Origin of the sequence: Bacillus cereus group sp. BfR-BA-01347 (genome assembly GCF_022663835.1) — a bacterium.
GTDB lineage: Bacteria > Bacillota > Bacilli > Bacillales > Bacillaceae_G > Bacillus_A > Bacillus_A thuringiensis_K.
Window position 1 is genome coordinate 219,445 of sequence record NZ_JAKUGG010000001.1, and the last position, 25,352, is coordinate 244,796.

A 25,352-nucleotide genomic window follows, 5' to 3' on the forward strand; every position below is an offset into this window, starting at 1 on the left:
TTAAGCAATTAAGGGAATTTTCTTATTCCTTTAAACTAATCGCAAAAGATCCATCCGTTTCTTGAACAGAAGCAAAGGCAACGTTTTTAATATTTGTAATTCCTTTTTCTTTTAATTCTTTATATAACCATTTTTCATCTTTATGTATTAACTTTAAGTTATCATATTGAATTTGTGAATCGACGATAAGTGCAATTGGTAATCCAGCATACTTAACTTCTATGTTTAAATCTTTTGGAGTTAATGGTACAAGTTCTCTTTTTGGTAAAATACTAATAGCGCCGTTCGCTTCTAAAATAGCGTATTCAATTTCATGAACACTTGGATATCCTGCAACGCGAAGATTAGAAAGCAATTCTGCAATGGGGTATCTACTTTTTTGTAAGTTCTCAAAAATAATATCACCATGTTTAATTAAAATGATAGGGTGTCCGAGAATAAAACGATTTAGTTTGTTGAATAGGCTTAATTTTGTAAGGAGTAAATGTAAACATGTGATAACAACCATACCGAGAAATGCTTGTAAAGCACCAGAGACGGGTATGGCCTGGAAAGCTAAATAAGATAAAAAAATTATAGCCCCAAAATCATGAGGAGTTAGTTGCGCTAACGCGGATTTACCGAGTAACTTAAGCGATAGTAAAAATAAGATGAAAAAGAACGACACGTTACATAAAAAGAGAAGCAATAGAGACACTCCTTCGTGTAAAGTTGTACTTACTATTCCCGAAAGTAATATAAATATTACCTTTCAGAGGATAAATTAGGGTTTATTGGAATTTGTCTGTATACAAACAAATAAATGGATATTATCATGAAGGAAGTAAAAGAAAATAGGAGTATATGAATATGAGAAAGAAGAAAATAATGAAGGGCATTTTAGGTGTTATAATGATTTGCGCCGTGTATGCGGGGTTTTTACAATATCACATTTATAAGCATGGGCATATGAATGCAACCTACGATGCTGATTACATAATTGTACTAGGATCGAAAGTAAATGGGACGAAACCATCTTATTCATTGCAATATCGTATTGATAAAGCAGCTGAATATTTAAAATCACATGAGAAAACAATCGCTATCGTATCTGGAGGACAAGGAAAAGGTGAAGACATTTCAGAAGCATTAGCAATGAAACAAGGATTAATAAAACAAAACATCGTAGAAGACCGCATTATAATGGAGGACAAATCTACGAGTACAGATGAGAATATTACATTCTCAAAACCGTTAATTCCAGCCGATATGAAAAAAGGTATGATCGTAACAAACGATTTTCACATGTTTAGAGCGAAAAAAATAGCGGCCAAACAAGGTTTACAATTAGAAGGTCTTCCGGCAAAAACACCGAAACCAATCATCATTCCATCGAATGTACGAGAATATTTAGCAATTACACAGTATTGGTTTATGAATCGAATATAGTGAAAGTGATCCCGTCTGAAACTCAGGCGGGATTTAGTTTGAGGAAAATCTTACAAATATGTCACGTTCGTGAAAGGTAAAGCGATAGTTTCTAGAATGATTTCCTGACATAATGAAGGTAACAAAAACTATTTAGAGGTGAATCGGATGAAAGGAAATAATATTTTATCTTCGTTATGTTACTTTAGTATCTTTTTTGCACCATTTTTACTACCAATTATCGTGTACTTTGTTGCAGAAGATGAAGTGAAGTATCACGCGAAAAAAGCATTTTGGTCACATGTTTTCCCATACGCAATCTTATTTGGAGGACTAGCAGTATCAGGCATGTACGGTTTAGGGTTCAATCAATCTGACGGTGCTGGAATTGGAATGGCTATCACATATGCAGTGTTCATTCTTGTAGGGATTTACTACTTCATTTGGAATATCGTAAAAGGTATTAAAGTTTTGAAAACGGCGTAATAAGATAAGTATAATTTCATTTACCGTATTGATAAACGTTTTAAAAAAGGGCAATTCAAAAAGAATTGCTCTTTTTGTGCTTATAAGTTGTGAAAATTGAAAAAAATATGTTAATTTTTCATTATGAAGAGAAAAAAGGAGTGATTTTCATGAATGAGATCATACATAAGATGGAGCAACATGTTTCAGTTCGTAAATATAAAGAAGAATCAATTCCGAAAGATGTAGTAGAAAAGATGGTGCATGCTGCGCAACATGCAGCTTCATCACATTTTGTACAGGCGTATTCTGTTATATATGTAACAGATCAGCAATTAAAGGCTAAACTAGCAGAGCTATCCGGAAATCGCCATGTGAAGGACTGTGCAGCATTTTTTGTTTGTTGTGCAGATTTAAAACGACTTGAAATTGCATGTGAAAAACATAGTACAGAGATAAAGCATGAGGGAGTAGAAGACTTTATCGTTGCGACGGTAGATGCTTCACTTTTTGCGCAAAACTTAGCATTAGCGGCAGAATCATTAGGATACGGTATTTGTTATATTGGTGGTATTCGCAATAATCCGAGAGAAGTGAGCGAATTGCTTCATTTACCGGATAAAGTATATCCTGTATTTGGAATGACAGTCGGTGTACCAGATGAAGAACATGGAGTTAAACCACGTTTACCAGTAGCAGCAGTTCTTCATGAAAATGGATATGATGAACAAAAATATGATGAATTACTAAACGAATATGATGAAACGATGAACGCGTATTATAAAGAAAGATCATCAAATAAGAAAAGCGTAACGTGGACGGAATCCATGAGTTCATTTATGTCTAAAGAAAAAAGAATGCATATGAAAGAGTTTTTAAGTGAAAAAGGATTAAATAAGAAGTGAGTAAGAAGGCAAACCTGACGTATGGGTTTGCCTTTTTTGGAGGAGAAATACCTAAGTTCAGAAAGTTGTTTATTCTTTCTGAACTTAGGTATTTTGTTTGTTATCATATACATAGAAATAAAAATTAATAATTTTTTACAAAAGTGATAGAAAAAGAGAATGAAATGCCAATAGTAAGTAAAAGCAGCTGCTAAAGGGGAACTGAGGAAGGAAGATGCTTATGATTTTCAATTCTGAAGAGGATTTAATTATAGCTATGAAAAAACATGATCAAGATGCTTTGAAAGAAGTGATTGATCAATATGGAAAATTAATTTTGTACATTATTCATAAATCATTAAGTACCCCTATTGAAAAACAATATGTGGATGATTGTTATAACGATGTATTTACTGTCATTTGGTTTAATATCGACCAATTTGATAATGTAAAAAGCGGCATAATAGCCGCTTTTTATCGTTATCACGTTTAAAAATATATCATGATATTTCATTCGAAACCTAATTCTTAATGCATAACCTAAAGCAACTTCTATAATAAATGCAAACTTTCAATAAGAAGATACATACCCGTACAACTTAAAAGGATATACGTAAATATTTTAAAAATCCGTTGATTAAACCATTTGAAAATAATTTGACCTATAAACAAACCTAAAAATACAATTGGAATGGCATAAAAACTTGATTCCCAAATGGTTTTGTTTGTGCCAGTAAAGAGTATTTGAGTTACTAGGCTAATGAAATATATAAATAGATAAAAAGCTAATGTAGTTCCTCTTAACTTCTCTTTTTCAGTATCAGTTCCTGTAAAATAAAGTAACAGGGGTGGACCTGGCATACCGATACTTGTCGTTAAAAGACCAGATAATCCGCCAACTATGAAATCTCTAGATTGTGTTGATCTAACCTTAACGTTGCATATTAGCAACAATGTTAATAGTAAGAGTAGGATGCTAACTGCTAATTTAAAAGTGTTTATGTTAACGGAAATGAAAATTAAAATGCCAAAAGGAACACCAACTATACTTCCAAAAATAAACCTTTTCAGTAGAACAAAATCAACATCCATTCTTATTTTCCAAATGAGTGAAATGGAGATAATTAAAGATAAAATAATGTTTATTTGTATAGCTTCTTGTGGCAGAAATAACATAAGTAAGAAAGGTGTTGCCATTATGGAGAAGCCAAAACCTGTACTTGCTTGCAGAATAGAAGCCACTAATATAATACATATGAAAATGAATGTGATACCCAAAACAGCCCTCCTATTTAATCAAGTTTAACTAGTTAAAGTCTATTATTTAAGTGCAATATTTCACAAACTTATTTGTATTTTAACATAAATATCTAGTTTTTTCTTAAATAGTGTTGCCATATAAGGCTCTTTACCTAAAAAATCCGACTTACATTTTTAAACAATTTTATTATGGGGAAACAAATAATGAATGGGATCAAAATTTATTGATTATCATTAAATTATTCACTGAGATCCCCGCGATAAAACAAGAACAGCCATATAAAACTTACAAAAATACAGCATGTAGCTAATAAACTGCCAATCATTTGAGGAGAAAGAATTTCTAACAGTCCTCCTGTAAAAAACATCGATAACTGAATAAGAGATCCGTAAATGGAATAATGGAATGAAAAAACTTTACCTATCATATTTTCGTGTGTATAAGTTTGAAGTAATGTCGTATCAAGTGGAACGATGATTCCTCCTGCTATGCGCATACAGAATAAAGTAATGATACCGATAATAAGTTGATCGGATAGAATGAATCCGAGAAAGAAAATTCCTTGTAGTAAGTAGGCCCAACCGAATACTTTTTTCATTTTTTCTTTATTATGGGATATATAAAGATTAACGAGAAGGCTTCCTATCATAAGCCCAGCCCCTTGAACCGTATATAAAATCCCAATGTTCGTATGGAAAATTTTTTGGGCATAGATCGTTAGAAGTAGTTGATAAGCGCCTCCAATAATTCCCCATGAAATGCCGACAAGAATTAATGTTAAAATGATTTTTGTTTGTAATATGTATGTATAACCACCTTTTATATCAGTGAAAAATGTTTTGTTCTTGTTACAAGTATCATGAGCAGGAATACTCATATTATAAATAAAATAGGCTGAAATAAAGTATGATAGGCTATTTACTAAAAAAGCGAACTCAATATGTAAAGATTGTGCAATTACTCCGCCCAAAGAAGCTCCCATAATAGACATAAAACCATTAATTGTACTAGAAAGAGAGTTAGCAGTTACGAAATGATTTTGGTGTACAATATTTTTTAGGGTTGCTTGTTTAGCCGGTTCAAATGAACAAGAAAGTACAGATAAACATATATTAGCAATGAAAATAATCTCAATTTTATAGCCTGCGAGTAAGTATGTAAGGACTAGAATTCCCCGTGTAATATCGGTAAAAATCATAATATTCTTTTTAGAGAAACGATCTACAATTCCGCCTATGAATGGACTAAGAAGAAGCTGTGGTAAACTTTTACTTATAAAAGTAAGTGCGATCATAAACGGCGATTCCGTTATGCTGTAGACAAATGTTAATAAAGCTACCGTATGGAACCAATCCCCAAGTACACTTAATGTTTGCCCATAAAATAGTTTATTGAAGTTTTTATTTGTTTTAAGAAGTTTGGAATAAGAAACTGACATAAATAGATTAATCCTTATGTAATGATGATGCTTGAACTTGTTTTTTCCATTCGCTTAAATACACTTTTTCCTCTGTAGGAAGTCCAACAGGTAATTGTGCTTCGTAAAGACCTTTAATCATTGTAATCCTCCTTAGTAAAATGTTTCTTATTCTATATTAAACAATATTTTGTTAGTTGAAATCGCAAATAAGAGGGATATAAATTCATACGAAAGTATGAAAAAAACAGCTCAAATATGAGCTGTTTTTCTATAGTTTTTCGTTCATTTGTCAAGGATAGGATATATTAATATCCGTATCCACCGCCACCCCAACAGCTACATCCGATGATGATTAGAAGGATGAATAGTACGATAAGCAAAGCAAATCCACCGCCGAAACCAGCGCAACTTCCACCATAACTCATATGTTTTCCTCCTTTTTAGTAAGTTAATCTATATGGTTCATGGACTACTATATACAGTATGTTTTTTGTATAGAAAACGAGCCAGTCTCATTTATAATTAGACAAATGCCTGTAGATTCATTAGGATTGTATGTTAGTGATTTGTAAATAAATCTTTACGTAATCCGTAATTTAGGCATAGAAAAATAAAAAATTGTAAAAAAAACCATTTTTTTATTTTTTTATGAGAGAATATGTACTATAATTTTACAAGTAATATTATGGGAAAAGGGAGTTTTAGTATAGAGATGGAGATGGGACAATTACAAAATAAAATAGAAAACAAAAAGAAAGAGTTAATTCAACTTGTTGCGAGGCACGGATTGGATCATGATAAAGTTTTGTTATTCAGCCGAGATTTAGATATACTAATTAATAAGTTTATGAATATAAAAGACAAAGTGCATAAATAAAGAATTTATAGTTTTTTATATTAAGATGTTTAACAGAAAGGGGAGGACAGTAATTGGAACATTTACAGGAAGAATTGTATAAACAAATAAAAGAAGAAAAAGGTACAGTTACAATTTTCTTAAAGAGTGGCGTTAGAATAGTAGGAGAAGTTGTTGGAGTGGATAAATTTACAGTTTTAATCTTAGTGGATGGAAAACAACAGCTTATTTATAAGCAGGCTATATCAACAATAATGAAATAAGACACTCTTGTTGAGTGTCTTATTTCATTATTGCTTGCATGCCTCAACATCAATGCCGGCAGCAATTAACTTCTTTTCTCCATCTTGTTCAATAATTTTTTGTAATTTAGATAGGAAAGAATCAAAGTTTGTATGCTTTGCTACTTGGAACGTCATTTTATGTTCAATTGGTAGCCACGTATCAATATCAGCTTCGTTATGCTGGATTTTCACCTCAAGTTTATCGAGTGCATTAGCAACTTTTGCTTCGTACGTTTCTTTCGCTTCAAACTCCATCCATAAGTCATATAATTCCTCGCCGAGAGAACCTGTTAACGTTTGTTTAATATTTAAAATAGCCTCTAGTTCATTTTTTTGTTTTTGTAGCTGTAATTCGTGACTATTCATTGTATCAAAAGCAGGAATATCACCAGCTTCGGCTTCGACTAGGTCGTGAATAATAACCATTTTAAGTAATTTCTCAATACTTACTTTTTGATCCAAATAAGGTTCAACTAAAATGGCCATTAGAGACATACGCCATGTATGTTCGGCAACACTTTCTTGACGCCCGTTGGAAAGCCAGCTATGTCGCATTTCATATTTTAGTTTTTCTGCTAATGCAATGACTTGTAAAATGTTGTGTTCCATCGTCATCCTCCTCATTTATTCATACCATAATTCTAATATAGAAATGAAATGTGTCAATTTCATGAGTATATTGCGATAAACAGATGATAAGCGTATAATACATGTTATATGTGAAAACGTATTATTAAAATAAAAAAATGTTATATAAAAATGGAAAGGAAAGGGCAGAAATATGGGAGAGAAAAATCAAGTATTAGCTAGACCACAAAGAAGAAAAAGGAAGTTTGATATTTCTAGCCCAGTGGGCATTATAGTAGGTTTCATTATAGTGATAGCGGCAATTATGCTTGGCGGCGGTGGAATAAAAGCTTTCAAAAACTTTTTAGATGTTTCATCTATTTTAATTGTCATAGGGGGAACTACAGCGACAATTGTTGTGGCATATCGATTTGGAGAAATAAAAAAATATACGAAAAGCATTTTTACTGTTTTACATAGAAGAGAAGAAGATTTAGAACAGTTAACGGATTTGTTTGTCGATTTTTCGAAAAAGTCTAAAAAGCACGGCTTACTTTCTTTAGAGGTAGATGGGGAGCAGGTAGACAATCCTTTTATTCAAAAAGGAATTCGATTAATGTTAAGCGGTTACGATGAAGATGAATTAAAAGAAGTGTTATTGAAAGATATTGAAACGGAAGTGTATGAGTTAAGAAAAGGAGCAGCATTATTAGATAAAATTGGTGATTTTGCTCCAGCTTGGGGAATGATTGGTACGTTAATCGGTCTTATCATTATGCTCCAAAACTTACAAGATACATCGCAAATTGGTACAGGAATGGCAGTTGCGATGTTAACGACATTATATGGGTCTGTACTTGCGAATATGATTGCAATCCCTCTTGCGGAAAAAGTATATCGTGGTATTGAAGATTTATATACAGAGAAGAAGTTTGTAATAGAAGCAATTTCAGAATTGTATCGTGGACAAATCCCTTCCAAATTAAAGTTGAAACTGGATACATATGTATACGAAACAAAGGTAAAAAAGGTAAAAGGAGCAGCCTAATATTTCAAGGAGTGGTATGATGAGTAAAGGACCGCAAAAGGGATCGCCTCGTTGGATGACGACTTTTACAGATTTAACGATGTTATTATTAACTTTCTTTGTATTACTAGTTGCTACATCAAAGCAAGATGCAGTAAAATTGTCAAAGATGCTTGAAAAGTTTAGTGATACGGGGCAAGTAGATGCAAAAGTAATGGAAAATACAATACCGGATATTTCACATGAAAAAAATGATGAAAAAATGATTTCAAAAAAGAGAATGGATGAATTATATAAGAAGTTAAAAGCGTATGTAGATAATAACGGTATTAGTCAAGTGAATGTATATCGAGAGGATACAGGGGTAAGCGTCGTTATAGTAGATAATTTAATATTTGATACAGGCGATGCGAACGTTAAGCCCGAAGCGAAAGGGATAATAAGTCAATTAGTTGGATTTTTTCAATCCGTACCTAACCCCATTGTTGTAGAGGGACATACAGATAGTAGACCTATTCATAACGAGAAATTCCCCTCTAACTGGGAGTTATCTTCAGCACGAGCGGCAAATATGATTCACCATTTAATTGAAGTGTATAATGTGGACGATAAAAGGCTAGCTGCGGTAGGATATGCAGACACAAAGCCAATTGTACCAAATGATTCACCGCAAAACTGGGAAAAAAACCGTCGCGTTGTTATTTATATAAAAGAGTAGTATATTATTATTTTAATAATAAAATACTAAAAATACGAAAATTCTTTTAAAAAAATATTAAATTTTATCATTTTATTTTGTATAATGAGTGAGAATGATAAGGTGAAATATTAAGATATATTTATACATAGAAGGAGAGAATTAAAAAGAATGGCACATAAAATTTTAGTAGTAGATGATGCGATGTTTATGCGAACGATGATTAAAAACTTATTAAAAAGTAATGCTGAATTTGAAGTTATCGGCGAAGCAGAGAATGGGGTGGAAGCAATTCAAAAGTATAAAGAACTTCAACCTGATATTGTAACATTAGATATTACTATGCCAGAAATGGATGGGCTTGAAGCATTAAAAGAAATTATTAAAATTGATTCAAGTGCAAAGGTTGTTATTTGTTCTGCAATGGGACAACAAGGTATGGTATTAGATGCAATTAAGGGCGGGGCAAAAGACTTTATTGTAAAGCCATTCCAAGCGGATCGTGTAATTGAAGCTTTAACAAAAGTAGCAAATAGTTAATATAGAAGGGGTGCCACAAGGAATCAAAACAGTGATAGCGGATCGACGTGTGGCCCCCTTTTTTCTCATTGTAAAACACTAAATTGTTATACATAAATGAAATGTTTGTTAGACAGGTAGGGGATAAAAATGCAAACAGATCTATTAAATATATTTTTCGAAGAGTCAGAAGAACATTTACAGTCGCTAAATGAAAATGTGCTAGTGTTAGAACAAAATCCTGCTGATATGGATGTTGTAGGAGAAATATTCCGATCCGCTCATACATTCAAAGGTATGTCTGCGAGCATGGAATTTACGGAGATGGCTGATTTAACGCATAAGATGGAAAATGTGTTAGATGAAATTCGTCATGGAAATATAGTTGTAAATGCGGATATTATTGATGTGATTTTTGAGTGCATTGATAATTTGGAGAAGATGGTTGCAGATGTGCAACAAGGTGGAATGGGCAATATTGATGTAGTCTCAACTAAACAGAAATTAGAAGCATTATTGAACGGCAATGTAGAAACTCCTACGGAACATATAGAGCAAAATCATATAGACAACGATGATGCAGTTTCGCATGAAGTGCATATAACAGTTGAACAGCAGGCAATTTTAAAAGCAGTACGTGCCATTATGTGTATTGAAGCATTGCAAAATGTAGGGAATATACAAAAAACAGCTCCGAGTATTGAAGAAATTGAAGCAGATGCTTTCGGATTTGAATTTACAGTATTTATGGAGACGGATTGTAGTATAGAAGAATTGAAACAAGTAGTACTTCATGTTTCTGAAATTGAGAAAGTGGAAGTAAAGCAAGGAGAACCTATATCGAAGGAAGTAGCTTCTAAAAAAGTCGTTACACAAGAAGTTGTGCAAGTAGAAGAAAAGCTACAACCAGCTGTGGTTACGCAAGTAAAATCACCGATAGAGGCAACGAATCAACCTTCAAGTGCTATGCCGGCTAAAAGTACTACAAAAACGAAAAATGCTAAAGTGGAGAATCGTTCAATTCGTGTTCAATTAGAGAAAATCGAAAGATTAATGAATATGTTTGAAGAAAGTGTAATTGAACGTGGGCGCATTGATGAATTGGCTCAAACGATTCAAAACAAGGAGCTAATTGAACATTTAAATCGATTAGGCGATATTTCAAAAGATATTCAAAATGTACTATTAAATATGCGTATGGTGCCGATTGAAACTGTATTCAATCGTTTCCCACGTATGGTACGTATGTTAGCGAAAGATTTAGGGAAAAAAATCGATTTACAAATTACAGGTGAAGATACTGAAGTAGATAAAATTGTTATTGATGAAATCGGTGATCCGCTCGTTCATTTAATTCGAAATGCAATCGATCACGGTGTAGAAACTGTTGAAAAACGACGTGATGCAGGTAAAAATGAGACAGGTACGATTAAATTAGAAGCCTTTCATAGTGGAAATCATGTCGTTATTCAAATTACGGATGATGGAAACGGTATTAATAAAGGGAAAGTATTAGAAAAAGCGATTAAAAATGGCGTTGTAACTGAAGCGGATGCGAATAGATTAACAGATCGTGAAGTGTTTGATCTTATTTTCCAACCAGGATTTAGTACAGCTGAAGTTGTATCAGATCTTTCTGGACGCGGTGTCGGATTAGATGTTGTAAAACATACGATTCATAGTTTAGGTGGGCATTTAATTATTGATTCTGAGGAAGGAAAGGGAAGTACATTTAGAATTGAACTTCCATTAACGTTATCTATTATTCAATCTATGCTTGTTCAAACGAATGATAAGCGTTATGCTTTACCTCTTGGAAATATCGTTGAAGCAATTCGAATTAAGAGAGAAGACATCCAATCCTTACAAGGAAAAGATGTGTTAAATTATCGTAATCAAATTATTGAAGTGAAACATTTAAGTACTGTATTTGGTGAAAAAACAGTAGATGAGGCGTTTGCGTCATATGATGGTCAAATGGTTCCTGTGTTAATTGTTCGTAACACACATCGCAGCTATGGACTTATTGTAAACACAATTATCGGTCAAAGAGAAATAGTCTTAAAGTCATTAGGTGACTTCTTTGCAGAGAGTTCTAACTATTTCTCTGGTGCGACGATTCTCGGTGATGGACGAGTGGTCCTCATTTTAAACCCAGAAGGTTTATAATAGGAATGAAGGAAAGCTCCCCACTTGTATACAATTGGGGAGCTTTTTGGCTAATCGTTACGAATCTAATAATGGGAATACATACATATTAACGTTTTATATAATAATTTTGCTAAAATAAAATAAGAGTTTATATTATTTGATAGAAAAACAGAAATGAGGAGGCAGGGAAAATGCCTGAGCAACACACAAAAGGGGATACGAGCACGATTGTGCTAGAAAAAGAAAATGAGCATTTAACGCCCCAAGAATGCGATATTCTTGGCGAAATTGCAAATATATCATTTGGTTCAGCTTCGACTGTATTATCAACAATTTTAAATAGGCAAGTAAGCATTACTGCTCCTCGTATAGAGTTGGTAGATTTATATGATTCAAGAGATGTCGAAGTTCCACATGTTGTATTAAACATTCATTTTACAAAAGGATTAGATATGGAAAACCTTCTTGTTCTTAAGCAAGATGTTGCATTGTCCATTGCTGATTTAATGATGATGGGAACAGGTGAAGTGGAGGATGGAAAAGAACTTGGTGAATTAGAGCTAAGTGCTGTACAAGAAGCGATGAATCAAATGATGGGATTCGCAGCTACATCTATGTCGGAATTCTTCCAAGATACAGTAGATATGTCTCCGCCGACGATTAAAGTTGTAAAGTTATCAGAAGAAATGGAGAAAATCTCTGAAATCGATGGGAATCATACGATTGTTAAAGTATCGTTTGATTTAAAGATAGATAATCTTGTAAACTCTAAACTTGTACAAATTGTTTCAGTTGAGCATGCGAAACAAATGGTAAATAAATTAATGCAATTATCTGGTGGAGTAGAAGAAACAGACGAACCAGCAGAAGTAGTGGAAACTGAGATTGTAGAAGAACAAGTTGAAAAAGAGCATTTAACACAAGAAGAGAAAGATGTTCTTGGTGAAATTGCAAATATTTCAATTGGTTCCGCTTCAACAGTATTGTCAACGCTTTTAAATCAACCAGTTACAATTAGTACACCAAATGTGGAAGCAATCAATGTTCGTCATTATGATGGAGTACCAGTACCATTTGTTATTTTAAATGTCGACTTTGTTGAAGGGCTAAAGAATGAGAATGTATTCGTATTTACGAAAGATGTTGCCTTAACAATGGTAGATTTAATGATGATGGGAACAGGGGAAGTTGACCCAGAAAAAGAGCTTACTGAATTAGAACTGAGCGGTATTAAAGAAATTATGAACCAAATGATGGGTCATGCTGCTACGGCGATGTCAGAAATGTTTCAAGAAAAAATGGACATGACGCCTCCAAATGTTAAATTTGTAACGTTAAAAGAAGAAATGGAATATTTGGGAGAGTCAATGGAAGTGGACGAACTCGTTCAAATTACGTTCAATCTTGAAATTGGCGATCTGCTTCAATCGAAGATGTATCAAATTTTGCCAATTTCCGAAGCGAAAGAAATGGTAAGGCGACTTCTGTATCCGATGGTGGAAGAAGAAGAGATTGCCACAGAAGAAATTGAAGAAGAAAAAATTGTAGAACCAGTTGTGCAACCTATTGAATTTAAAGAAGTAAAACAAATGGAACCAGTATATATGGACACGTCCATTCTACAAAATGTAGAAATGAATGTGAAATTTGTATTTGGAAGTACAGTGAAAACGATTCAAGATATATTAAGTTTACAAGAAAATGAAGCAGTTGTACTAGATGAGGATATTGATGAACCGATTCGTATTTATGTAAATGATGTATTAGTGGCGTATGGTGAACTTGTAAATGTAGATGGATTTTTCGGAGTAAAAGTGACGAAATCACTATAAGGCATTGAAATAGGAGTTTGAACTAGTAGATGAAAAACGTAAAGTTTTTTCTAATGAGTTGGCTATGCATACATGTGTGCTTGTTCTTCCCCTTGCAAAGTCAGGCTGAGGAACAAATTGAGCCAGATCAAAAAATAAATGAAGTGAATGTACAAGAAGAAAATAAGGAATCTCAAAAATCTTCAGAGCAAGTGGAAACGAAACAAGATGAAGAGAAACAAAAAGAAGCAGAACAACAAGAAGTAGTAAATAAACAATTGAATGAAAGAAAGATAGAAACAGAACAGGGAATTATTACAGTAAATAAGCCGGAGCTTAAAGTTGGCGAAGAAGTGCGAATTGCTGTAGAACCAAATGGGAAAAACATTCAAAGCATGAAAGGTATATTGCAGTTACAAAAAAATGGCGAGCAATATGCGCAAGAAAGAATACTATCTTTTGAGTATGATGAAGAAACGAAGAGCTGGGTTGCTAACTATAAAGCAGGGGATTTTGATTTGCAAGGTGATTGGAATCTTCAGCTCGTTCAAAGTTACAAAGAGAATGAGAAAGAAGAGATCGTAAAAAATGAAGTGAAAGTCCCGCTCATTCGTATTAAAAATGAAACGCCAACTATAGATAAAGAATTGCCAAAGTTACAGAAAGTTACTATTGATGAAGTAAAAGAGAACTTAGTTGAACGAAAACAGGGAGATTCTATACATATACGAGTAAAAGCGTCAGATATAGAATCGGTTGTAAAAGAAGTGCGCGTTACATTAAAAGGGAAAGAAAATAAAGAGCTTTCGTTTTTATTAGACTACAACAAGCATGATATGGATTGGCAAAAAGTATTTGAAATAACAGAAGCATTGCCGGCTGGTCCATATGAATTACTTGTAGAGATAGTAGATGCAGCAGGTAATAAACTTGTTGAGAAAAGTGAATATATCATTTCTATTTTGGCACCAAAAAACGAAGATGATAAAAAGATAGAAGAGAAAGAGAAAGAGAAAGAAGATAAATTAGATAATAAACTAGAAAATGAATTAGAAGATAAGAAAGAAAATGAGAAGCAAGAAGATTTGAAAGTCAAAAACCCGCTTCCAGAAGAAAAATTGCCAGTTGTTCAAATTCCGAAGCAAGATGAGAAAGTAAATAAGTTTATAAAAGAACCGTTGAAAGAGAAAGAGGAATTTACTTACGTTATAAAAGAGCCGTTCGAAGACAACAAGGAAGTACATAAGGCGAAGGACCAAAAAGAGAAAAATAACAAACAAGTTGTCTCTAAAAAGAAAGAACAAAAAGAAGAAACGAAAGACAAGGAAGAAGAAAAAGGTGAACAGGGAGTACAAGCTTCGGATGTATTTACTATCATGTCAGGTTTGTTCGTACTGTTTTTAGTTTTAAAGAGTAATAAAGAATGGGGCTAATTATTTCATAGTAGTGGAGGCGCTTAAATGGAGATTAAACGTACGACAATTGAAGATAAGACGCTACAACCATTAAAACAGCCTGCAGCTATTTCGGAGCATGAAATCCAGAAAGAACGAAAGCGTAGCAATTTAGTGTTTACTGGACAGTCTAAAATTATTTCGAAAAATAATGAAATAGGTATTTTACTTGCAAGTTTAAGTGATGGAAAGATTATGAAGGAAATGCTTTCTAAAGAGATGGATACAGTGTTACAACTTTTTAAAAAGTTACATACATTATCTCAAGAAGGAAAGCAATCAGAAAAAGTGTTTGAACAAGTAATTAGAAGCCTACAAGGACTTATTAAGCAGGCGCATATAAAGGAACTTCCTTTGTTAGATGGAACATATGATTTCGCTGAAGTGCAACTATCATTTGGTAGAAAAGTACATATTCCTTTACTAGATGTAAGTGCACTCATCTCTAGAGTGGAAAGTGATTCTTCAGAAGGAAATATAAATTTGATGGTAACGGTAATTACTGCTTATATAACAAAATTGTCTAACGAAACGATTTTAATTAGCGTTACAGACCGCATTGCTAAAGATCGGGATGTAAGTGTATGGAGAGCGCTTGCGGAAATGAACATGACACAATTGTCACAGGCGTTGAAACAAACAATGCAAGAACATAAATGGTCTATGACGTTTCTTTTTCTCTTCATATGGATTATCGGTATTATTTTAATTCGAGTTATGTAAAAAGGTCGTCACTCCATTGTGACGACCTTTTTTATATTTTTTCGTAGAAGAATGTATCGAACCGCTGAAGATTGTAACGTTCGGGTGTTAAAATTTGTTCCGTACTACCAACAAATAGTACACCGCCTTTTCGTAAAGAACGACTAAATTTTTCGTAAAGTTTTACTCTTGCTTCTTCTGTGAAATATATCATTACATTACGACAAATAATCAAATCATAATTTGTATCGAATGACTGCATTAAAAGGTCGTGTTGTTTAAACGAGACGTTTTGTTTAATGTTTTGATGCAATGAATATAGATCATTCTCTTTTGTGAAATGACGTTCTTTCAAATCAGTAGGTAATTCCTTTAACGAACGTTCTGTATATTGAGCGCGTTTTGCAGTTTCTAAAATATGAAAATCAAGATCTGTTGCTTGAATTTCAAAACGGAATGGAGCTAGATGCTTTGATAAAATTAAAGAGAGTGTATACGGTTCTTCACCAGCAGCGCAAGCGGCACTCCATACCTTTAATTTTCCGCTATTTTGTTCGAGTAATTTTGGTAGTGCTTTCGACTCTAAAGTTTGCCATCGTTCTTTATTTCTAAAAAACTCTGAAACGTTAATTGTAATATAGTCAATAAAATTTAAAAATAAATTTTGATCAGCGCGTAATTTGTTTAAAAAATTAGTGTAGTTTTCGAAGCCTTTTCTCGAAATGAAAGCATCGATTCTACGGCGCATTCTATCTTGTTTATATGAAGCGATATCCATATTGAATTGTTGTTTAAAACTCGCGATAAAATGATCATAATCTTGTTCAATTATCATATTTACAATGGGCACAATAATGATATTGTGCCTCCCCCTTTACATCATACGAATTTTTTGTTCAAAGCTTTTTTTCATTTGCTTTTCATGTAATCCTGGTAAATCATAAATGACAGCATCAATACCTGCTTCTTTTGCAACATCGACAGGGATGACAGATGTATGTTTGTCCCCATTATAAAAACAGAGAACTAAATCAGTGTCTTCAATAATTTGTTTAACAAAAAACATATAATCTGATCGGTAAATGGAGTCAGAAGGATGATCAAAAGCAACATATTCGGCTCCGTGTTTTTTTAAGTAATCAATGACTTCTTGAAATTCATCTGTTATTGCTTGCAATGGTTGCAGCGTGTAAAGGCATAAATTTTGAGCGAGTCTTTCATTCTCAACGAAAAAACGAAGAACCTCATTTTCAATAGATTTATAACATAATATGTAAATTTTATGTTTGTGAGCATAGTCAGTTAAAAATTTTTTAATTTCTTCTTGATCTAATGCTGTTAATTGATTTGAACCACAAAGGAAAATATTCATAGAATTGTGCCACCTCATGCTAAATTGTAACATATCTTTTATAAAAAATAACTGCAAAATATTACTGTTCAGAGTATAATTATAAATAACTGGATTTTACGATTAAGTTTAGGAAGAAATAAAAAAATAAATAGGTGATATATATGCTACGTTCTATCTCGCATAATCCAATTTTATCGCATATACCGCCTGCTACTCAAATGCCGAAAGAAGCAAATGTCAGGACAGGACTTGCATTTTCGGATAATTTGCATGCAGATCCGAAAAAAGATAAATTACTAGAACAAATGGAAGCGTTTGTTGATAATATTGGAGAAATTAAAGAGAAAATTGAAATGGAATTAACGCTTGATAATGTAATGGAATACAAAAATACAGTAAAATCATTTTTGAATTTTTACGTTGATAATGTATTGCAGTATAAAGATGTCATGTCTCGTCACCCACGTTACGGATATTCACAGAAAATGACGATTGTGAAACAGGCAGAAATGGGATTGAATGAATTAGAAGATGTTATGAATTTAATTAATACGAAAACAGGACATTTAGAAATGTTAAATCAAATTGGAGAAATCCATGGTTTAATTGTGAATTTAGTCTTGTAAAAGGAAGGAAGCTATATGTACATACAATTATATGAAAAGCTCGTTATTATACAAAAGGCGTATGAAAATATTCAAGCGCTTGGAGAGCAAATATATGAGAATTTAAAAAGTAAAAATGTAAATGCAGTTCAAAAGTTACAAGTAGAGCAATTGCAGTACATTGATGGTTTAAAAGGGTTATCAAGCTCATTTGAAGAAATGGTTGTTCAGTTCTGTAAAGAACAAGGAGTTGAATCGTTTCGTGTAAGTGCGTTATTTTCGTATTTTTCTCAAGAAGAAATCGAAAAAATGGAAGAATTACAAAAAAACGTAACTGAATTAGAAGAGAATGTAAAAATGATTCTTTTGAAAAATCAATATTACTTAAACGTACTATTAAAAACTACAGAAAGCATTGTGGATTCTGTTTCTGAATATAACTTAGAGCGAAACAATAATTCGCAAATCTTTATGAACGAACTATTGTAAAGGAGAAGTGAAGCTTTATGAGATTATCTGATTATAATACACCGCTATCGGGCATGTTAGCGGCTCAAATGGGGTTACAAACAACGAAACAAAACTTGTCTAACATTCATACACCGGGTTATGTTCGTCAAATGGTGAATTACGGATCTGTTGGAGCAAGCAATGGTCATACGCCAGAACAGAGAATTGGTTACGGTGTACAAACGCTAGGTGTTGACCGTATTACTGATGAGGTAAAAACGAAGCAGTTTAATGATCAATTATCTCAGCTCTCTTACTATAACTACATGAATTCAACTTTATCACGTGTAGAGTCTATGGTTGGAACGACAGGGAAGAATTCATTATCTAGTTTAATGGACGGTTTCTTTAATGCCTTTCGTGAAGTAGCAAAAAATCCAGAGCAACCAAACTACTACGATACATTAATTTCTGAAACTGGGAAGTTCACAAGTCAAGTGAATCGTCTTGCAAAAAACTTAGATACAGTGGAAGCACAGACAGCAGAAGATATTGAAGCGCATGTTAATGAATTTAATCGTCTTGCTGCTAGTTTAGCAGAAGCGAATCATAAAATTGGACAAGCGGGTACACAAGTGCCGAATCAACTTTTAGACGAACGAGATCGCATCGTTACAGAGATGTCTAAGTATGCAAACATTGAAGTATCTTATGAATCTATGAATCCTAATATCGCGAGTGTTAGAATGAATGGTATTTTAACAGTAAATGGACAAGATACATATCCACTTCAATTAAATAAAGAAAAAGACCCAATGTCAGTTGAGATTTACGGTTCAGAAATCTCTGTAACTAGCGGAGCGATAAAATCAGCGATTGATACGAAAGCGAAGATTGTTGATTATAAAAAAAATCTCGAAGACTTAATGAGTTCAATGAAAAATCAAGTGAATACAGTGATGGGAAAAGATTTCTTCGTTGGAGATTATGCGAAAGAGATGAAGTTAAATCCAGAATTCCAAAAAGATGTTTCGAAAATGAAAATGTCTGCTGAAACAGCAAATAAATTAGCAGCAGTTACAGATGACGATTATAAAGAAGGTCTTTCTTATAAACAAGCATTAGACCAATTTATAGTTCGTGTTGCATCTGATAAAAGTGCAGTAAATGGTTATCAAAAAATTCATGGCGACTTACTAGAAGGTATTCAACAAGAAAAAATGAGCGTTGAAGGTGTAAATATGGAAGAGGAAATGGTAAATTTAATGGCCTTCCAAAAATATTTCGTTGCAAACTCTAAAGCTATTACTACGATGAATGAAGTGTTTGATAGTCTATTTTCGATTATTCGATAAGTGATAATAATTGATTGGAAATATATAAGGAGGAGATAGAAATGAGAGTATCTACATTTCAAAATGCAAACTGGGCAAAGAATCAGTTAATGGATTTGAATGTGCAACAACAATACCATAGAAACCAAGTAACTTCAGGGAAGAAAAATCTTCTTATGAGTGAAGATCCACTTGCAGCGAGTAAATCATTTGCGATTCAACATTCATTGGCGAATATTGAACAAATGCAAAAAGATTTAGCTGACTCAAAAAATGTATTAACACAAACTGAAAATACTTTGCAAGGTATTTTTAAATCTTTAACGAGAGCAGATCAATTAACGGTACAGGCATTAAATGAGCCAAATGGTGAAAAAGAATTGAAAGCCATCGGTGCAGAGATTGATCAAATTTTAAAACAAGTTGTATATTTAGCGAATACGAAAGAGCAAGGTCGTTATATTTTCGGTGGTGATAGTGCAGAAAAGTCACCATTTACAGAAGATGGTACGTACCAGGGTGGACAAAATGATGTGAACTGGCAACTAAATGACGGTTATGAGTTAAAGGCATTCCGTAACGGAGAAGCATTATTATCCCCGGTTATAAAAACGTTAAAACAGATGAGCGAAGCGATGCAAAAAGGTGACCAAAAAGCGTTACAACCGTTATTAGGAGAAAATAAGAAAAACTTAGATGGCATCATTAACCGTACAACTGAAGTTGGTTCAACAATGAACACAATGGAGACGTTTAAAACAATTTTAAGTGAGCAAAATTTAGCGCTTCAAGAAAACCGTAAAGAAATTGAGGATGTTGATTTAGCGGTCGCAATTTCTGACTTGGCATATATAAATGCGACGTATGAAGCGACGCTTAAAGCGGTTAGTACGATGAGTAAAACGAGTATTTTAGACTACATGTAATCTATAAGGAGTGAGAAAAATGGCAGGAACAACGATGACAGGTATTGGCGGTAGACAACAAATTTGGAACCTCGGAAATAATATGATTGATACTTCTAATCTTGTAGAATTAGAAATGCAAGCGTTAGAAATGAGAAAATCGCCTTATACTAATGAAAAAAACCAACTTTCACAAGATAAACTATTGTATACAAGTTTAAAATCAGAATTTAGCTCTTTCACACAAACTTTTAAAAACTTAGCGGCTTTTAAAGGGAATGAGAAAAAGGTAACAACATCACAAGACGGTTATATTAATGTAAAAGCTGATGGTGGTGCGATTGCAGGAACTTTTAATATGACAATTACACAGATCGCACAACGTCATCAAATAGCTTCTAATGACATTAAAGATATAAATGCAAAGCTTCCTAAAAATGAAGTATTAAAACTAGGCGGTAAAGAATTAAAAGTAACAACTGATATGACATATAAAGATTTAATTAATAAGATTAATGATGGAGATTATGGCGTATCAGCTTATACACTTGGAAATAAAATTTTCATGACCTCGAAAAAAGAGGGAACAGATGGACAGATTAAGTTTGAGGGGAACACATCTACACTATTTCAAGATATGGGTTTAGCTAATGCGGATGGCACAGCGCTTAATACAATCAATGAAGCACAAAATGCCAAATATAGTATTAATGGTATTGAAGCTGAAAGTTTTACTAATACAATTGAAGCTCTTCCTGGTGTGAAAATTGAGTTGTTAAAGGTAACTGAGCCGAAAGTAGAAGGAGCGCCAGATGCTGGTACAACAACAGATCCAAAAGCAAAAGGTGTAGATTTAAAATTTACAGTAAATGACTCAAACGTAGCAGACGCATCGAATGTTATTAAAAAGATGGTAGCTGATTATAATAAAGCTGTTTCTACAGTAGATATCTTTGCTGGAAAAGGTGGAGCTTTCCAAGGTCAAGCTATTATGCAAAGTGTACGTCAAGCGATGAACAATGTCGTAACATTTTCTCAAGATGGTAATTATTTATTCTCATTTGGTATTCAATTAAAGCAAGATGGAACGATGGAAGTTGATGACGAAAAGTTAACGAAAGCATTAAAAGAGAAGCCAGATGCAGCAAAGCAATTTTTCTTTAGTTCTAACGGTTTAGGAAAAATGATGGAAGAGCCACTTGATAAACTATTTGGTGATAAAGGTGTAGTTGGAGAGAGAGTAAAAAATATTGACTCACGTGTAAGTGATTTAGATAAAAAGATTCAAGATATTGAAAAGCAAAATCTGGACAAACAAGATGAAATTGTGAAAAAGTATCAAAAGCTAGAAAGTACATTAGCAGCGCTTGATAGCCAACTAAAAACAATTAAAGCAATGACAAAACAAAAAAGTGATGATTAATGAAAGTTGAGGAAGTGATTGTATGCAAGCATGGCAACGTTATATGCAAAATGATATTATGACGAGTAATCCGATTAAAAATACAATTTTTATTTATGAAAGATGTATTGTAGAGTTTCGTAATTTAGAAGAACTTTTACATACTTTTAAACTACAAGAAGGGGACGCACTTCTTGAAAAATTAGAACGTATTTTTGAAGAACTAAAGCTTCAATTAAATCCTGAAATTACGAAAGATTTATACGATAGTCTCTATGGTTTATATGATTGGATTAGCATTCAAATTCAAACGATGAAAGTAACGCGTGAAGCGAACGATATTGATGCAATTGTGAAAGTGTTACAAGATTTAATAGACGGTTACCGCGGAGCACTTGAAAATGAACAATGATATTTATCGGACGTTTGTCAGCTGTTTTAATGAAATCGGTGAATTGCAAGTGTCAGATGAAGAGTTTGCTGAGAAGAGTGAGATGTTAAATCGCTGGATGATGACATTGGATGAAGAAACGCGTGCACAAGTTGCAGCAGAAGTAAGCCCGTTCATTATTAAGGCAGCACAGCATATTCGGGATAAGCAAAAGATTTTGGAAGAAATGATTATGACAAATGATGGGCGAATGAAAGCTAATTCATTTTACGGTAAATATTAATAATAACGTCTGGAAACAGGTTCCCCTTTTAAAAGGGGGGCTATTCCTTCGTTTACATAAAGAACCCGCTGATTGAGGTTTCATTTTATGACTGTGATGAAATAATAATTGTAATCTAAATAATAGAAAAATGGACTTTAGTTTATATATTGAAATGTTCTATAGATTACTGTGTGTATACAGTTTTTTGCATTCTTTTTTATATTTTTATATTTTTCTAAAGACAACAATGAAAAAATGGAATAAAATATGTAAGGGTACATAATAGTAAATATTTTAATGAATGCATATAAGAAAATAAATAATGAAGTGAAACTTCTATCAGTGGATCATTACGTTAGAAAAGGAAGGGTGTGGAATATGCCAGATTTAGTGAGTGATGTAAGCCATTATATGAATTATTTAGTGACGAAACGAAATACAGTTTCTAGTAATATTGCAAATGCGAATACACCTGGCTATAAAGCACAAGATGTAACATTTGCTGAGCAGATGAATAAAAGTAGTGCATTATATAAAAACAATGCGGCTGATTTAAAGAGTAATCCAGATTTATATCAAACGAATGAAATGCACTTGCCGACAGTAAATACGAAAAATACATATGTAAAGATTCAAACAAAATCAATGCAAACGAATAAAGACGGAAATAGTGTGGATGTAACGACAGAAATGCTAGATTTAATGAAAGCAAATCAGTTATACGGTATTTCAGTTAACGCAATTAATACACAATATGCAATTAACCAAGCGGCACGCGGACGTTAAAAGTAGAAGGAGAGACAACGGATGTTTCAGGCAATTAATGCAAGTGGCTCAGGACTAACGACAGCGAGAAAGTGGATGGAAGTTACTTCTAACAATATTGTAAATGCAAATACGACGGCGGCTCCGGGGGCAGATTTATATGAGCGTCGTAGTGTGGTGCTAGAATCAAACAATAGTTTTGCAAGTATGTTAGATGGGGCTCCTACTAATGGAGTAAAAATAAAAAGTATTGAAGCAGACAAAACGGAAAATTTAGTGTATGATCCGACGCATCCGCACGCAAATGAAGAAGGATATGTACGTTATCCCAATATTGATGTAACTGCTGAAATGACGAATGTAATGGTTGCTCAAAAAATGTATGAAGCGAATACGAGTGTATTAAATGCGAATAAAAAAATGCTTGATAAAGATTTAGAAATCGGCCGAGGATAAGGGGGAAGATCGTAATATGAAAATTCAACCAATGTTACATACACAACCATTTGGAGCAATTCAGTCAATTGGTGCACCGAAAACTTCTCAAACATCTGTAGTTGAGGGGAAAAAGTTTATTGATTTATTGGAAGATATGAATCAAACGCAAAACAATGCACAAACAGCAGTATATGATTTACTAACTAAAGGGGTAGGAGAAACACATGACATTTTAATTCAGCAAAAGAAAGCTGAATCTCAAATGAAAACGGCTGCTCTCGTACGTGATAATCTTATTGAAAATTATAAGTCACTAATTAATATGCAAATTTAGGAAAGTGGACGGGTGTGTTTAAATGGAAAAGATGAAAAATGTTATCCAATCGTTAAAAACGTGGCATAAGTTAGTAATCGGTGCTGCGCTTTTAGCGATTGTAACAGGAGCACTTTTATACTTCACCTTGCCAGATAAATATGTTGTTGTATATCAAAATTTAAATGATGCAGATAAACAAGAGATTACAGCAGAATTATCGAAGTTAGGTGTCGATTACCAATTAGCGGCCGATGGTTCAATTCGTGTGCAAAAGAATGATGCTCCATGGGTTCGAAAAGAAATGAATGGGATGGGCTTACCGTTTAATTCGAAAAGCGGTGAAGAAATTTTATTAGAAAGCTCTCTCGGTTCAAGTGAACAAGATAAAAAAATGAAGCAAATTGTCGGTACGAAGAAGCAATTGGAGCAAGATATTGTAAGAAACTTTGCGACAGTTGAAACGGCAAATGTTCAAATTACATTGCCTGAAAAAGAGACGATTTTTGATGAAGAAAAAGCAAAAGGAACAGCGGCGATTACGGTTGGAGTGAAACGTGGCCAATTGTTAACAGCTGATCAAGTTGCAGGTATACAGCAAATGATTAGTGCAGCAGTTCCTGGTGTGAAGGCAGAAGAAGTAAGCGTTATTGATAGTAAAAAAGGTGTTATCTCAAAAGGAGCAGATGAAGCACATTCTAGTAGTTCCTCTTCTTATGAGAAAGAAGTAGAGATGCAGCAGCAAATTGAAGGTAAATTAAAGCAAGACATTGATGCAACGTTAATGACGATGTTTAAACCGAATGAATATAAAGTGAATACGAAAGTATCTGTAAACTACGATGAAGTTACACGTCAGTCAGAGAAGTATGGTGATAAAGGTGTACTTCGTAGTAAACAAGAGCAAGAGGAAAGCTCTACTGCGCAAGAAGGGGCAGATACGAAGCAAGGTGCTGGTATTACAGCGAACGGTGAAGTACCTAACTACGGTACGAACAATAATCAAAATGGTAAAGTTGTCTACGATAATAAAAATGGTAACAAAATTGAAAACTATGAAATAGATAAAACAGTTGAAACAATTAAGAAACACCCAGAATTAACGAAAACGAATGTTGTTGTATGGGTAGATAATGATACGTTAGTAAAACGAAGAATTGATATGACAACTTTCAAAGAAGCGATCGGAACAGCGGCAGGACTTCAAGTTGATCCGAATGGTAACTTTACAAATGGTCAAGTTAACGTTGTAACTGTTCAGTTCGATCAGCCGAAAGTCGAAAAAGAGAAAGAGCCAGAAAAAAGTGGTATGAACTGGTGGTTATTCGGTGGAATTACAGCTGGCTTATTAGCGATCGGTGGTCTAGTATGGTTCTTATTAGCAAGACGTAAGAGAAAGAAAGAAGAAGAGGAATATGAAGAATACTTAGCAGAAGATGAAATTGCTGCAAGTAATGAAAGTATTTTGGAAATTCCTGAAGAAAAAATAGTGCCAGAGCCAAAACCAGAACCAGAAGAACCGAAAGAACCTACGTTAGATGAACAAGTGCAGGATGCTACGAAAGAACATGTAGAAGGAACTGCAAAAGTAATTAAAAAATGGTTAAACGGACAGTAAGGGAGGA

The 25,352-nt window shown here is 33.5% G+C and carries 31 protein-coding genes; 24 read left to right on the plus strand and 7 right to left on the minus strand.

The annotated features are described in order from the left end of the window. Nucleotides 1–22 precede the first annotated feature (22 nt). Nucleotides 23–688 (minus strand): DUF421 domain-containing protein, encoded by a 666-nt coding sequence (locus MR143_RS01125; protein ID WP_000923924.1) that lies wholly within the window; start codon nt 686–688, stop codon nt 23–25. A gap of 161 nt (nt 689–849) precedes the next feature. On the opposite strand from MR143_RS01125, the gene MR143_RS01130 reads away from it, so the two are divergent. The 4 genes from MR143_RS01130 to MR143_RS01145 all read left to right on the plus strand — a co-directional run bounded on the left by MR143_RS01130 (nt 850) and on the right by MR143_RS01145 (nt 3,249). Further along, entirely contained in the window at nt 850–1,428 is a 579-nt protein-coding gene (locus MR143_RS01130) for a YdcF family protein (protein WP_001227672.1), read from the plus strand. Between the two features lie 147 nt (nt 1,429–1,575). Continuing rightward, a complete protein-coding gene (locus MR143_RS01135) occupies nt 1,576–1,893 on the plus strand; it encodes a magnetosome magnetite crystal formation protein family (RefSeq protein WP_000678055.1) in 318 nt (105 codons plus the stop codon). A 149-nt stretch (nt 1,894–2,042) separates the two neighbouring features. Continuing rightward, the gene (nfsA, locus tag MR143_RS01140; RefSeq protein ID WP_001002397.1) at nt 2,043–2,777 is read left to right on the plus strand and encodes an oxygen-insensitive NADPH nitroreductase; all 735 of its coding nucleotides are present in this window, start codon (nt 2,043–2,045) and stop codon (nt 2,775–2,777) included. A gap of 220 nt (nt 2,778–2,997) precedes the next feature. Further along, a complete protein-coding gene (locus MR143_RS01145) occupies nt 2,998–3,249 on the plus strand; it encodes a hypothetical protein (protein ID WP_003300677.1) in 252 nt (83 codons plus the stop codon). 59 nt (nt 3,250–3,308) lie between these two features. On the opposite strand, the gene MR143_RS01150 is transcribed toward MR143_RS01145, so the two are convergent. From MR143_RS01150 to MR143_RS01160, 3 genes are all read right to left on the minus strand, one after another. Then, nucleotides 3,309–4,034, minus strand: coding sequence for a sulfite exporter TauE/SafE family protein (locus tag MR143_RS01150; RefSeq protein WP_000513084.1), 726 nt, complete (start codon nt 4,032–4,034; stop codon nt 3,309–3,311). 221 nt (nt 4,035–4,255) lie between these two features. Further along, complete coding sequence (locus tag MR143_RS01155; RefSeq protein ID WP_000117051.1) at nt 4,256–5,455, minus strand: MFS transporter; 1,200 nt, start codon at nt 5,453–5,455, stop codon at nt 4,256–4,258. A 287-nt stretch (nt 5,456–5,742) separates the two neighbouring features. Continuing rightward, nucleotides 5,743–5,862, minus strand: a complete 120-nt coding sequence (locus tag MR143_RS01160) for a YjcZ family sporulation protein (RefSeq protein ID WP_000120179.1) — start codon at nt 5,860–5,862, stop codon at nt 5,743–5,745. A gap of 233 nt (nt 5,863–6,095) precedes the next feature. Between MR143_RS01160 and MR143_RS01165 the strand changes: the two genes are divergently transcribed. Together MR143_RS01165 and hfq are read left to right on the plus strand one after the other, a co-directional pair. Beyond that, the gene (locus MR143_RS01165; RefSeq protein WP_000291691.1) at nt 6,096–6,314 is read left to right on the plus strand and encodes an aspartyl-phosphate phosphatase Spo0E family protein; all 219 of its coding nucleotides are present in this window, start codon (nt 6,096–6,098) and stop codon (nt 6,312–6,314) included. 53 nt (nt 6,315–6,367) lie between these two features. Then, entirely contained in the window at nt 6,368–6,556 is a 189-nt protein-coding gene (hfq, locus tag MR143_RS01170; protein ID WP_000400665.1) for an RNA chaperone Hfq, read from the plus strand. A 27-nt stretch (nt 6,557–6,583) separates the two neighbouring features. Here hfq and MR143_RS01175 read toward each other — a convergent pair whose 3' ends face one another. Beyond that, on the minus strand, nt 6,584–7,186 hold the full coding sequence (locus tag MR143_RS01175) for an HD domain-containing protein (protein ID WP_000400780.1): 603 nt from the start codon (nt 7,184–7,186) through the stop codon (nt 6,584–6,586). Nucleotides 7,187–7,358: 172 nt separating this feature from the next. On the opposite strand from MR143_RS01175, the gene MR143_RS01180 reads away from it, so the two are divergent. The 7 genes from MR143_RS01180 (at nt 7,359) to MR143_RS01210 (ending at nt 15,526) form a co-directional block, all read left to right on the plus strand. Further along, entirely contained in the window at nt 7,359–8,192 is an 834-nt protein-coding gene (locus tag MR143_RS01180) for a flagellar motor protein MotP (RefSeq protein ID WP_000504191.1), read from the plus strand. A 19-nt stretch (nt 8,193–8,211) separates the two neighbouring features. Then, the gene (locus MR143_RS01185; RefSeq protein ID WP_000033627.1) at nt 8,212–8,889 is read left to right on the plus strand and encodes an OmpA family protein; all 678 of its coding nucleotides are present in this window, start codon (nt 8,212–8,214) and stop codon (nt 8,887–8,889) included. A 150-nt stretch (nt 8,890–9,039) separates the two neighbouring features. Beyond that, the gene (locus MR143_RS01190) at nt 9,040–9,408 is read left to right on the plus strand and encodes a response regulator (RefSeq protein WP_000940568.1); all 369 of its coding nucleotides are present in this window, start codon (nt 9,040–9,042) and stop codon (nt 9,406–9,408) included. 129 nt (nt 9,409–9,537) lie between these two features. Next, nucleotides 9,538–11,556, plus strand: coding sequence for a chemotaxis protein CheA (locus MR143_RS01195; protein ID WP_001192624.1), 2,019 nt, complete (start codon nt 9,538–9,540; stop codon nt 11,554–11,556). A 173-nt stretch (nt 11,557–11,729) separates the two neighbouring features. Continuing rightward, entirely contained in the window at nt 11,730–13,370 is a 1,641-nt protein-coding gene (locus MR143_RS01200; protein WP_001115010.1) for a flagellar motor switch protein, read from the plus strand. Between the two features lie 29 nt (nt 13,371–13,399). After that, nucleotides 13,400–14,782 (plus strand): transglycosylase, encoded by a 1,383-nt coding sequence (locus MR143_RS01205; RefSeq protein WP_199717556.1) that lies wholly within the window; start codon nt 13,400–13,402, stop codon nt 14,780–14,782. A gap of 27 nt (nt 14,783–14,809) precedes the next feature. Next, entirely contained in the window at nt 14,810–15,526 is a 717-nt protein-coding gene (locus tag MR143_RS01210; protein ID WP_000403966.1) for a hypothetical protein, read from the plus strand. A gap of 31 nt (nt 15,527–15,557) precedes the next feature. Here MR143_RS01210 and MR143_RS01215 read toward each other — a convergent pair whose 3' ends face one another. Next, complete coding sequence (locus MR143_RS01215) at nt 15,558–16,340, minus strand: CheR family methyltransferase (RefSeq protein WP_000582873.1); 783 nt, start codon at nt 16,338–16,340, stop codon at nt 15,558–15,560. A 39-nt stretch (nt 16,341–16,379) separates the two neighbouring features. Continuing rightward, the gene (locus tag MR143_RS01220; RefSeq protein WP_001020107.1) at nt 16,380–16,877 is read right to left on the minus strand and encodes a flagellar motor switch protein FliG; all 498 of its coding nucleotides are present in this window, start codon (nt 16,875–16,877) and stop codon (nt 16,380–16,382) included. A gap of 143 nt (nt 16,878–17,020) precedes the next feature. On the opposite strand from MR143_RS01220, the gene MR143_RS01225 reads away from it, so the two are divergent. From MR143_RS01225 to fliF, 11 genes are all read left to right on the plus strand, one after another. Further along, a complete protein-coding gene (locus tag MR143_RS01225) occupies nt 17,021–17,485 on the plus strand; it encodes a YaaR family protein (protein WP_000946323.1) in 465 nt (154 codons plus the stop codon). Between the two features lie 15 nt (nt 17,486–17,500). Then, entirely contained in the window at nt 17,501–17,953 is a 453-nt protein-coding gene (locus tag MR143_RS01230; protein WP_000275887.1) for a hypothetical protein, read from the plus strand. Between the two features lie 17 nt (nt 17,954–17,970). Beyond that, nucleotides 17,971–19,269: a flagellar hook-associated protein FlgK gene (gene flgK / locus MR143_RS01235; RefSeq protein WP_001239711.1), complete on the plus strand. Its 1,299-nt coding sequence runs from the start codon at nt 17,971–17,973 to the stop codon at nt 19,267–19,269. Nucleotides 19,270–19,310: 41 nt separating this feature from the next. Further along, nucleotides 19,311–20,174: a flagellar hook-associated protein 3 gene (locus MR143_RS01240; protein ID WP_001266405.1), complete on the plus strand. Its 864-nt coding sequence runs from the start codon at nt 19,311–19,313 to the stop codon at nt 20,172–20,174. A 19-nt stretch (nt 20,175–20,193) separates the two neighbouring features. Next, nucleotides 20,194–21,576, plus strand: coding sequence for a flagellar hook-associated protein 2 (locus tag MR143_RS01245; RefSeq protein ID WP_000929312.1), 1,383 nt, complete (start codon nt 20,194–20,196; stop codon nt 21,574–21,576). A 22-nt stretch (nt 21,577–21,598) separates the two neighbouring features. Then, nucleotides 21,599–21,967, plus strand: coding sequence for a flagellar export chaperone FliS (locus MR143_RS01250; protein ID WP_001149519.1), 369 nt, complete (start codon nt 21,599–21,601; stop codon nt 21,965–21,967). After that, the gene (locus MR143_RS01255) at nt 21,957–22,229 is read left to right on the plus strand and encodes a hypothetical protein (RefSeq protein ID WP_001058087.1); all 273 of its coding nucleotides are present in this window, start codon (nt 21,957–21,959) and stop codon (nt 22,227–22,229) included. Before MR143_RS01250 ends, MR143_RS01255 begins: the two co-directional genes overlap by 11 nt. A gap of 279 nt (nt 22,230–22,508) precedes the next feature. Beyond that, nucleotides 22,509–22,997, plus strand: a complete 489-nt coding sequence (flgB, locus tag MR143_RS01260) for a flagellar basal body rod protein FlgB (RefSeq protein ID WP_206777370.1) — start codon at nt 22,509–22,511, stop codon at nt 22,995–22,997. A gap of 21 nt (nt 22,998–23,018) precedes the next feature. Further along, entirely contained in the window at nt 23,019–23,432 is a 414-nt protein-coding gene (gene flgC / locus MR143_RS01265; RefSeq protein ID WP_000484680.1) for a flagellar basal body rod protein FlgC, read from the plus strand. Between the two features lie 16 nt (nt 23,433–23,448). Next, the gene (gene fliE / locus MR143_RS01270; protein WP_000701671.1) at nt 23,449–23,748 is read left to right on the plus strand and encodes a flagellar hook-basal body complex protein FliE; all 300 of its coding nucleotides are present in this window, start codon (nt 23,449–23,451) and stop codon (nt 23,746–23,748) included. Between the two features lie 22 nt (nt 23,749–23,770). Then, complete coding sequence (gene fliF, locus MR143_RS01275) at nt 23,771–25,345, plus strand: flagellar basal-body MS-ring/collar protein FliF (protein ID WP_000413936.1); 1,575 nt, start codon at nt 23,771–23,773, stop codon at nt 25,343–25,345. Nucleotides 25,346–25,352 lie beyond the last annotated feature (7 nt).

Coding starts and splice junctions, on each gene's coding strand:
- MR143_RS01130 (WP_001227672.1), top strand. CDS start 850: ATGAGAAAGAAGAAAATAATGAAGGGCATTTTAGGTGTTATAATGATT.
- MR143_RS01135 (WP_000678055.1), top strand. CDS start 1,576: ATGAAAGGAAATAATATTTTATCTTCGTTATGTTACTTTAGTATCTTT.
- nfsA (WP_001002397.1), top strand. CDS start 2,043: ATGAATGAGATCATACATAAGATGGAGCAACATGTTTCAGTTCGTAAA.
- MR143_RS01145 (WP_003300677.1), top strand. CDS start 2,998: ATGATTTTCAATTCTGAAGAGGATTTAATTATAGCTATGAAAAAACAT.
- MR143_RS01155 (WP_000117051.1), bottom strand. CDS start 5,455: ATGTCAGTTTCTTATTCCAAACTTCTTAAAACAAATAAAAACTTCAAT.
- MR143_RS01160 (WP_000120179.1), bottom strand. CDS start 5,862: ATGAGTTATGGTGGAAGTTGCGCTGGTTTCGGCGGTGGATTTGCTTTG.
- MR143_RS01165 (WP_000291691.1), top strand. CDS start 6,096: ATGTACTATAATTTTACAAGTAATATTATGGGAAAAGGGAGTTTTAGT.
- MR143_RS01175 (WP_000400780.1), bottom strand. CDS start 7,186: ATGGAACACAACATTTTACAAGTCATTGCATTAGCAGAAAAACTAAAA.
- MR143_RS01180 (WP_000504191.1), top strand. CDS start 7,359: ATGGGAGAGAAAAATCAAGTATTAGCTAGACCACAAAGAAGAAAAAGG.
- MR143_RS01185 (WP_000033627.1), top strand. CDS start 8,212: ATGAGTAAAGGACCGCAAAAGGGATCGCCTCGTTGGATGACGACTTTT.
- MR143_RS01190 (WP_000940568.1), top strand. CDS start 9,040: ATGGCACATAAAATTTTAGTAGTAGATGATGCGATGTTTATGCGAACG.
- MR143_RS01195 (WP_001192624.1), top strand. CDS start 9,538: ATGCAAACAGATCTATTAAATATATTTTTCGAAGAGTCAGAAGAACAT.
- MR143_RS01200 (WP_001115010.1), top strand. CDS start 11,730: ATGCCTGAGCAACACACAAAAGGGGATACGAGCACGATTGTGCTAGAA.
- MR143_RS01205 (WP_199717556.1), top strand. CDS start 13,400: ATGAAAAACGTAAAGTTTTTTCTAATGAGTTGGCTATGCATACATGTG.
- MR143_RS01210 (WP_000403966.1), top strand. CDS start 14,810: ATGGAGATTAAACGTACGACAATTGAAGATAAGACGCTACAACCATTA.
- MR143_RS01215 (WP_000582873.1), bottom strand. CDS start 16,340: ATGATAATTGAACAAGATTATGATCATTTTATCGCGAGTTTTAAACAA.
- MR143_RS01220 (WP_001020107.1), bottom strand. CDS start 16,877: ATGAATATTTTCCTTTGTGGTTCAAATCAATTAACAGCATTAGATCAA.
- MR143_RS01225 (WP_000946323.1), top strand. CDS start 17,021: ATGCTACGTTCTATCTCGCATAATCCAATTTTATCGCATATACCGCCT.
- MR143_RS01230 (WP_000275887.1), top strand. CDS start 17,501: ATGTACATACAATTATATGAAAAGCTCGTTATTATACAAAAGGCGTAT.
- flgK (WP_001239711.1), top strand. CDS start 17,971: ATGAGATTATCTGATTATAATACACCGCTATCGGGCATGTTAGCGGCT.
- MR143_RS01240 (WP_001266405.1), top strand. CDS start 19,311: ATGAGAGTATCTACATTTCAAAATGCAAACTGGGCAAAGAATCAGTTA.
- MR143_RS01245 (WP_000929312.1), top strand. CDS start 20,194: ATGGCAGGAACAACGATGACAGGTATTGGCGGTAGACAACAAATTTGG.
- MR143_RS01250 (WP_001149519.1), top strand. CDS start 21,599: ATGCAAGCATGGCAACGTTATATGCAAAATGATATTATGACGAGTAAT.
- MR143_RS01255 (WP_001058087.1), top strand. CDS start 21,957: ATGAACAATGATATTTATCGGACGTTTGTCAGCTGTTTTAATGAAATC.
- flgB (WP_206777370.1), top strand. CDS start 22,509: ATGAATGCATATAAGAAAATAAATAATGAAGTGAAACTTCTATCAGTG.
- flgC (WP_000484680.1), top strand. CDS start 23,019: ATGTTTCAGGCAATTAATGCAAGTGGCTCAGGACTAACGACAGCGAGA.
- fliE (WP_000701671.1), top strand. CDS start 23,449: ATGAAAATTCAACCAATGTTACATACACAACCATTTGGAGCAATTCAG.
- fliF (WP_000413936.1), top strand. CDS start 23,771: ATGGAAAAGATGAAAAATGTTATCCAATCGTTAAAAACGTGGCATAAG.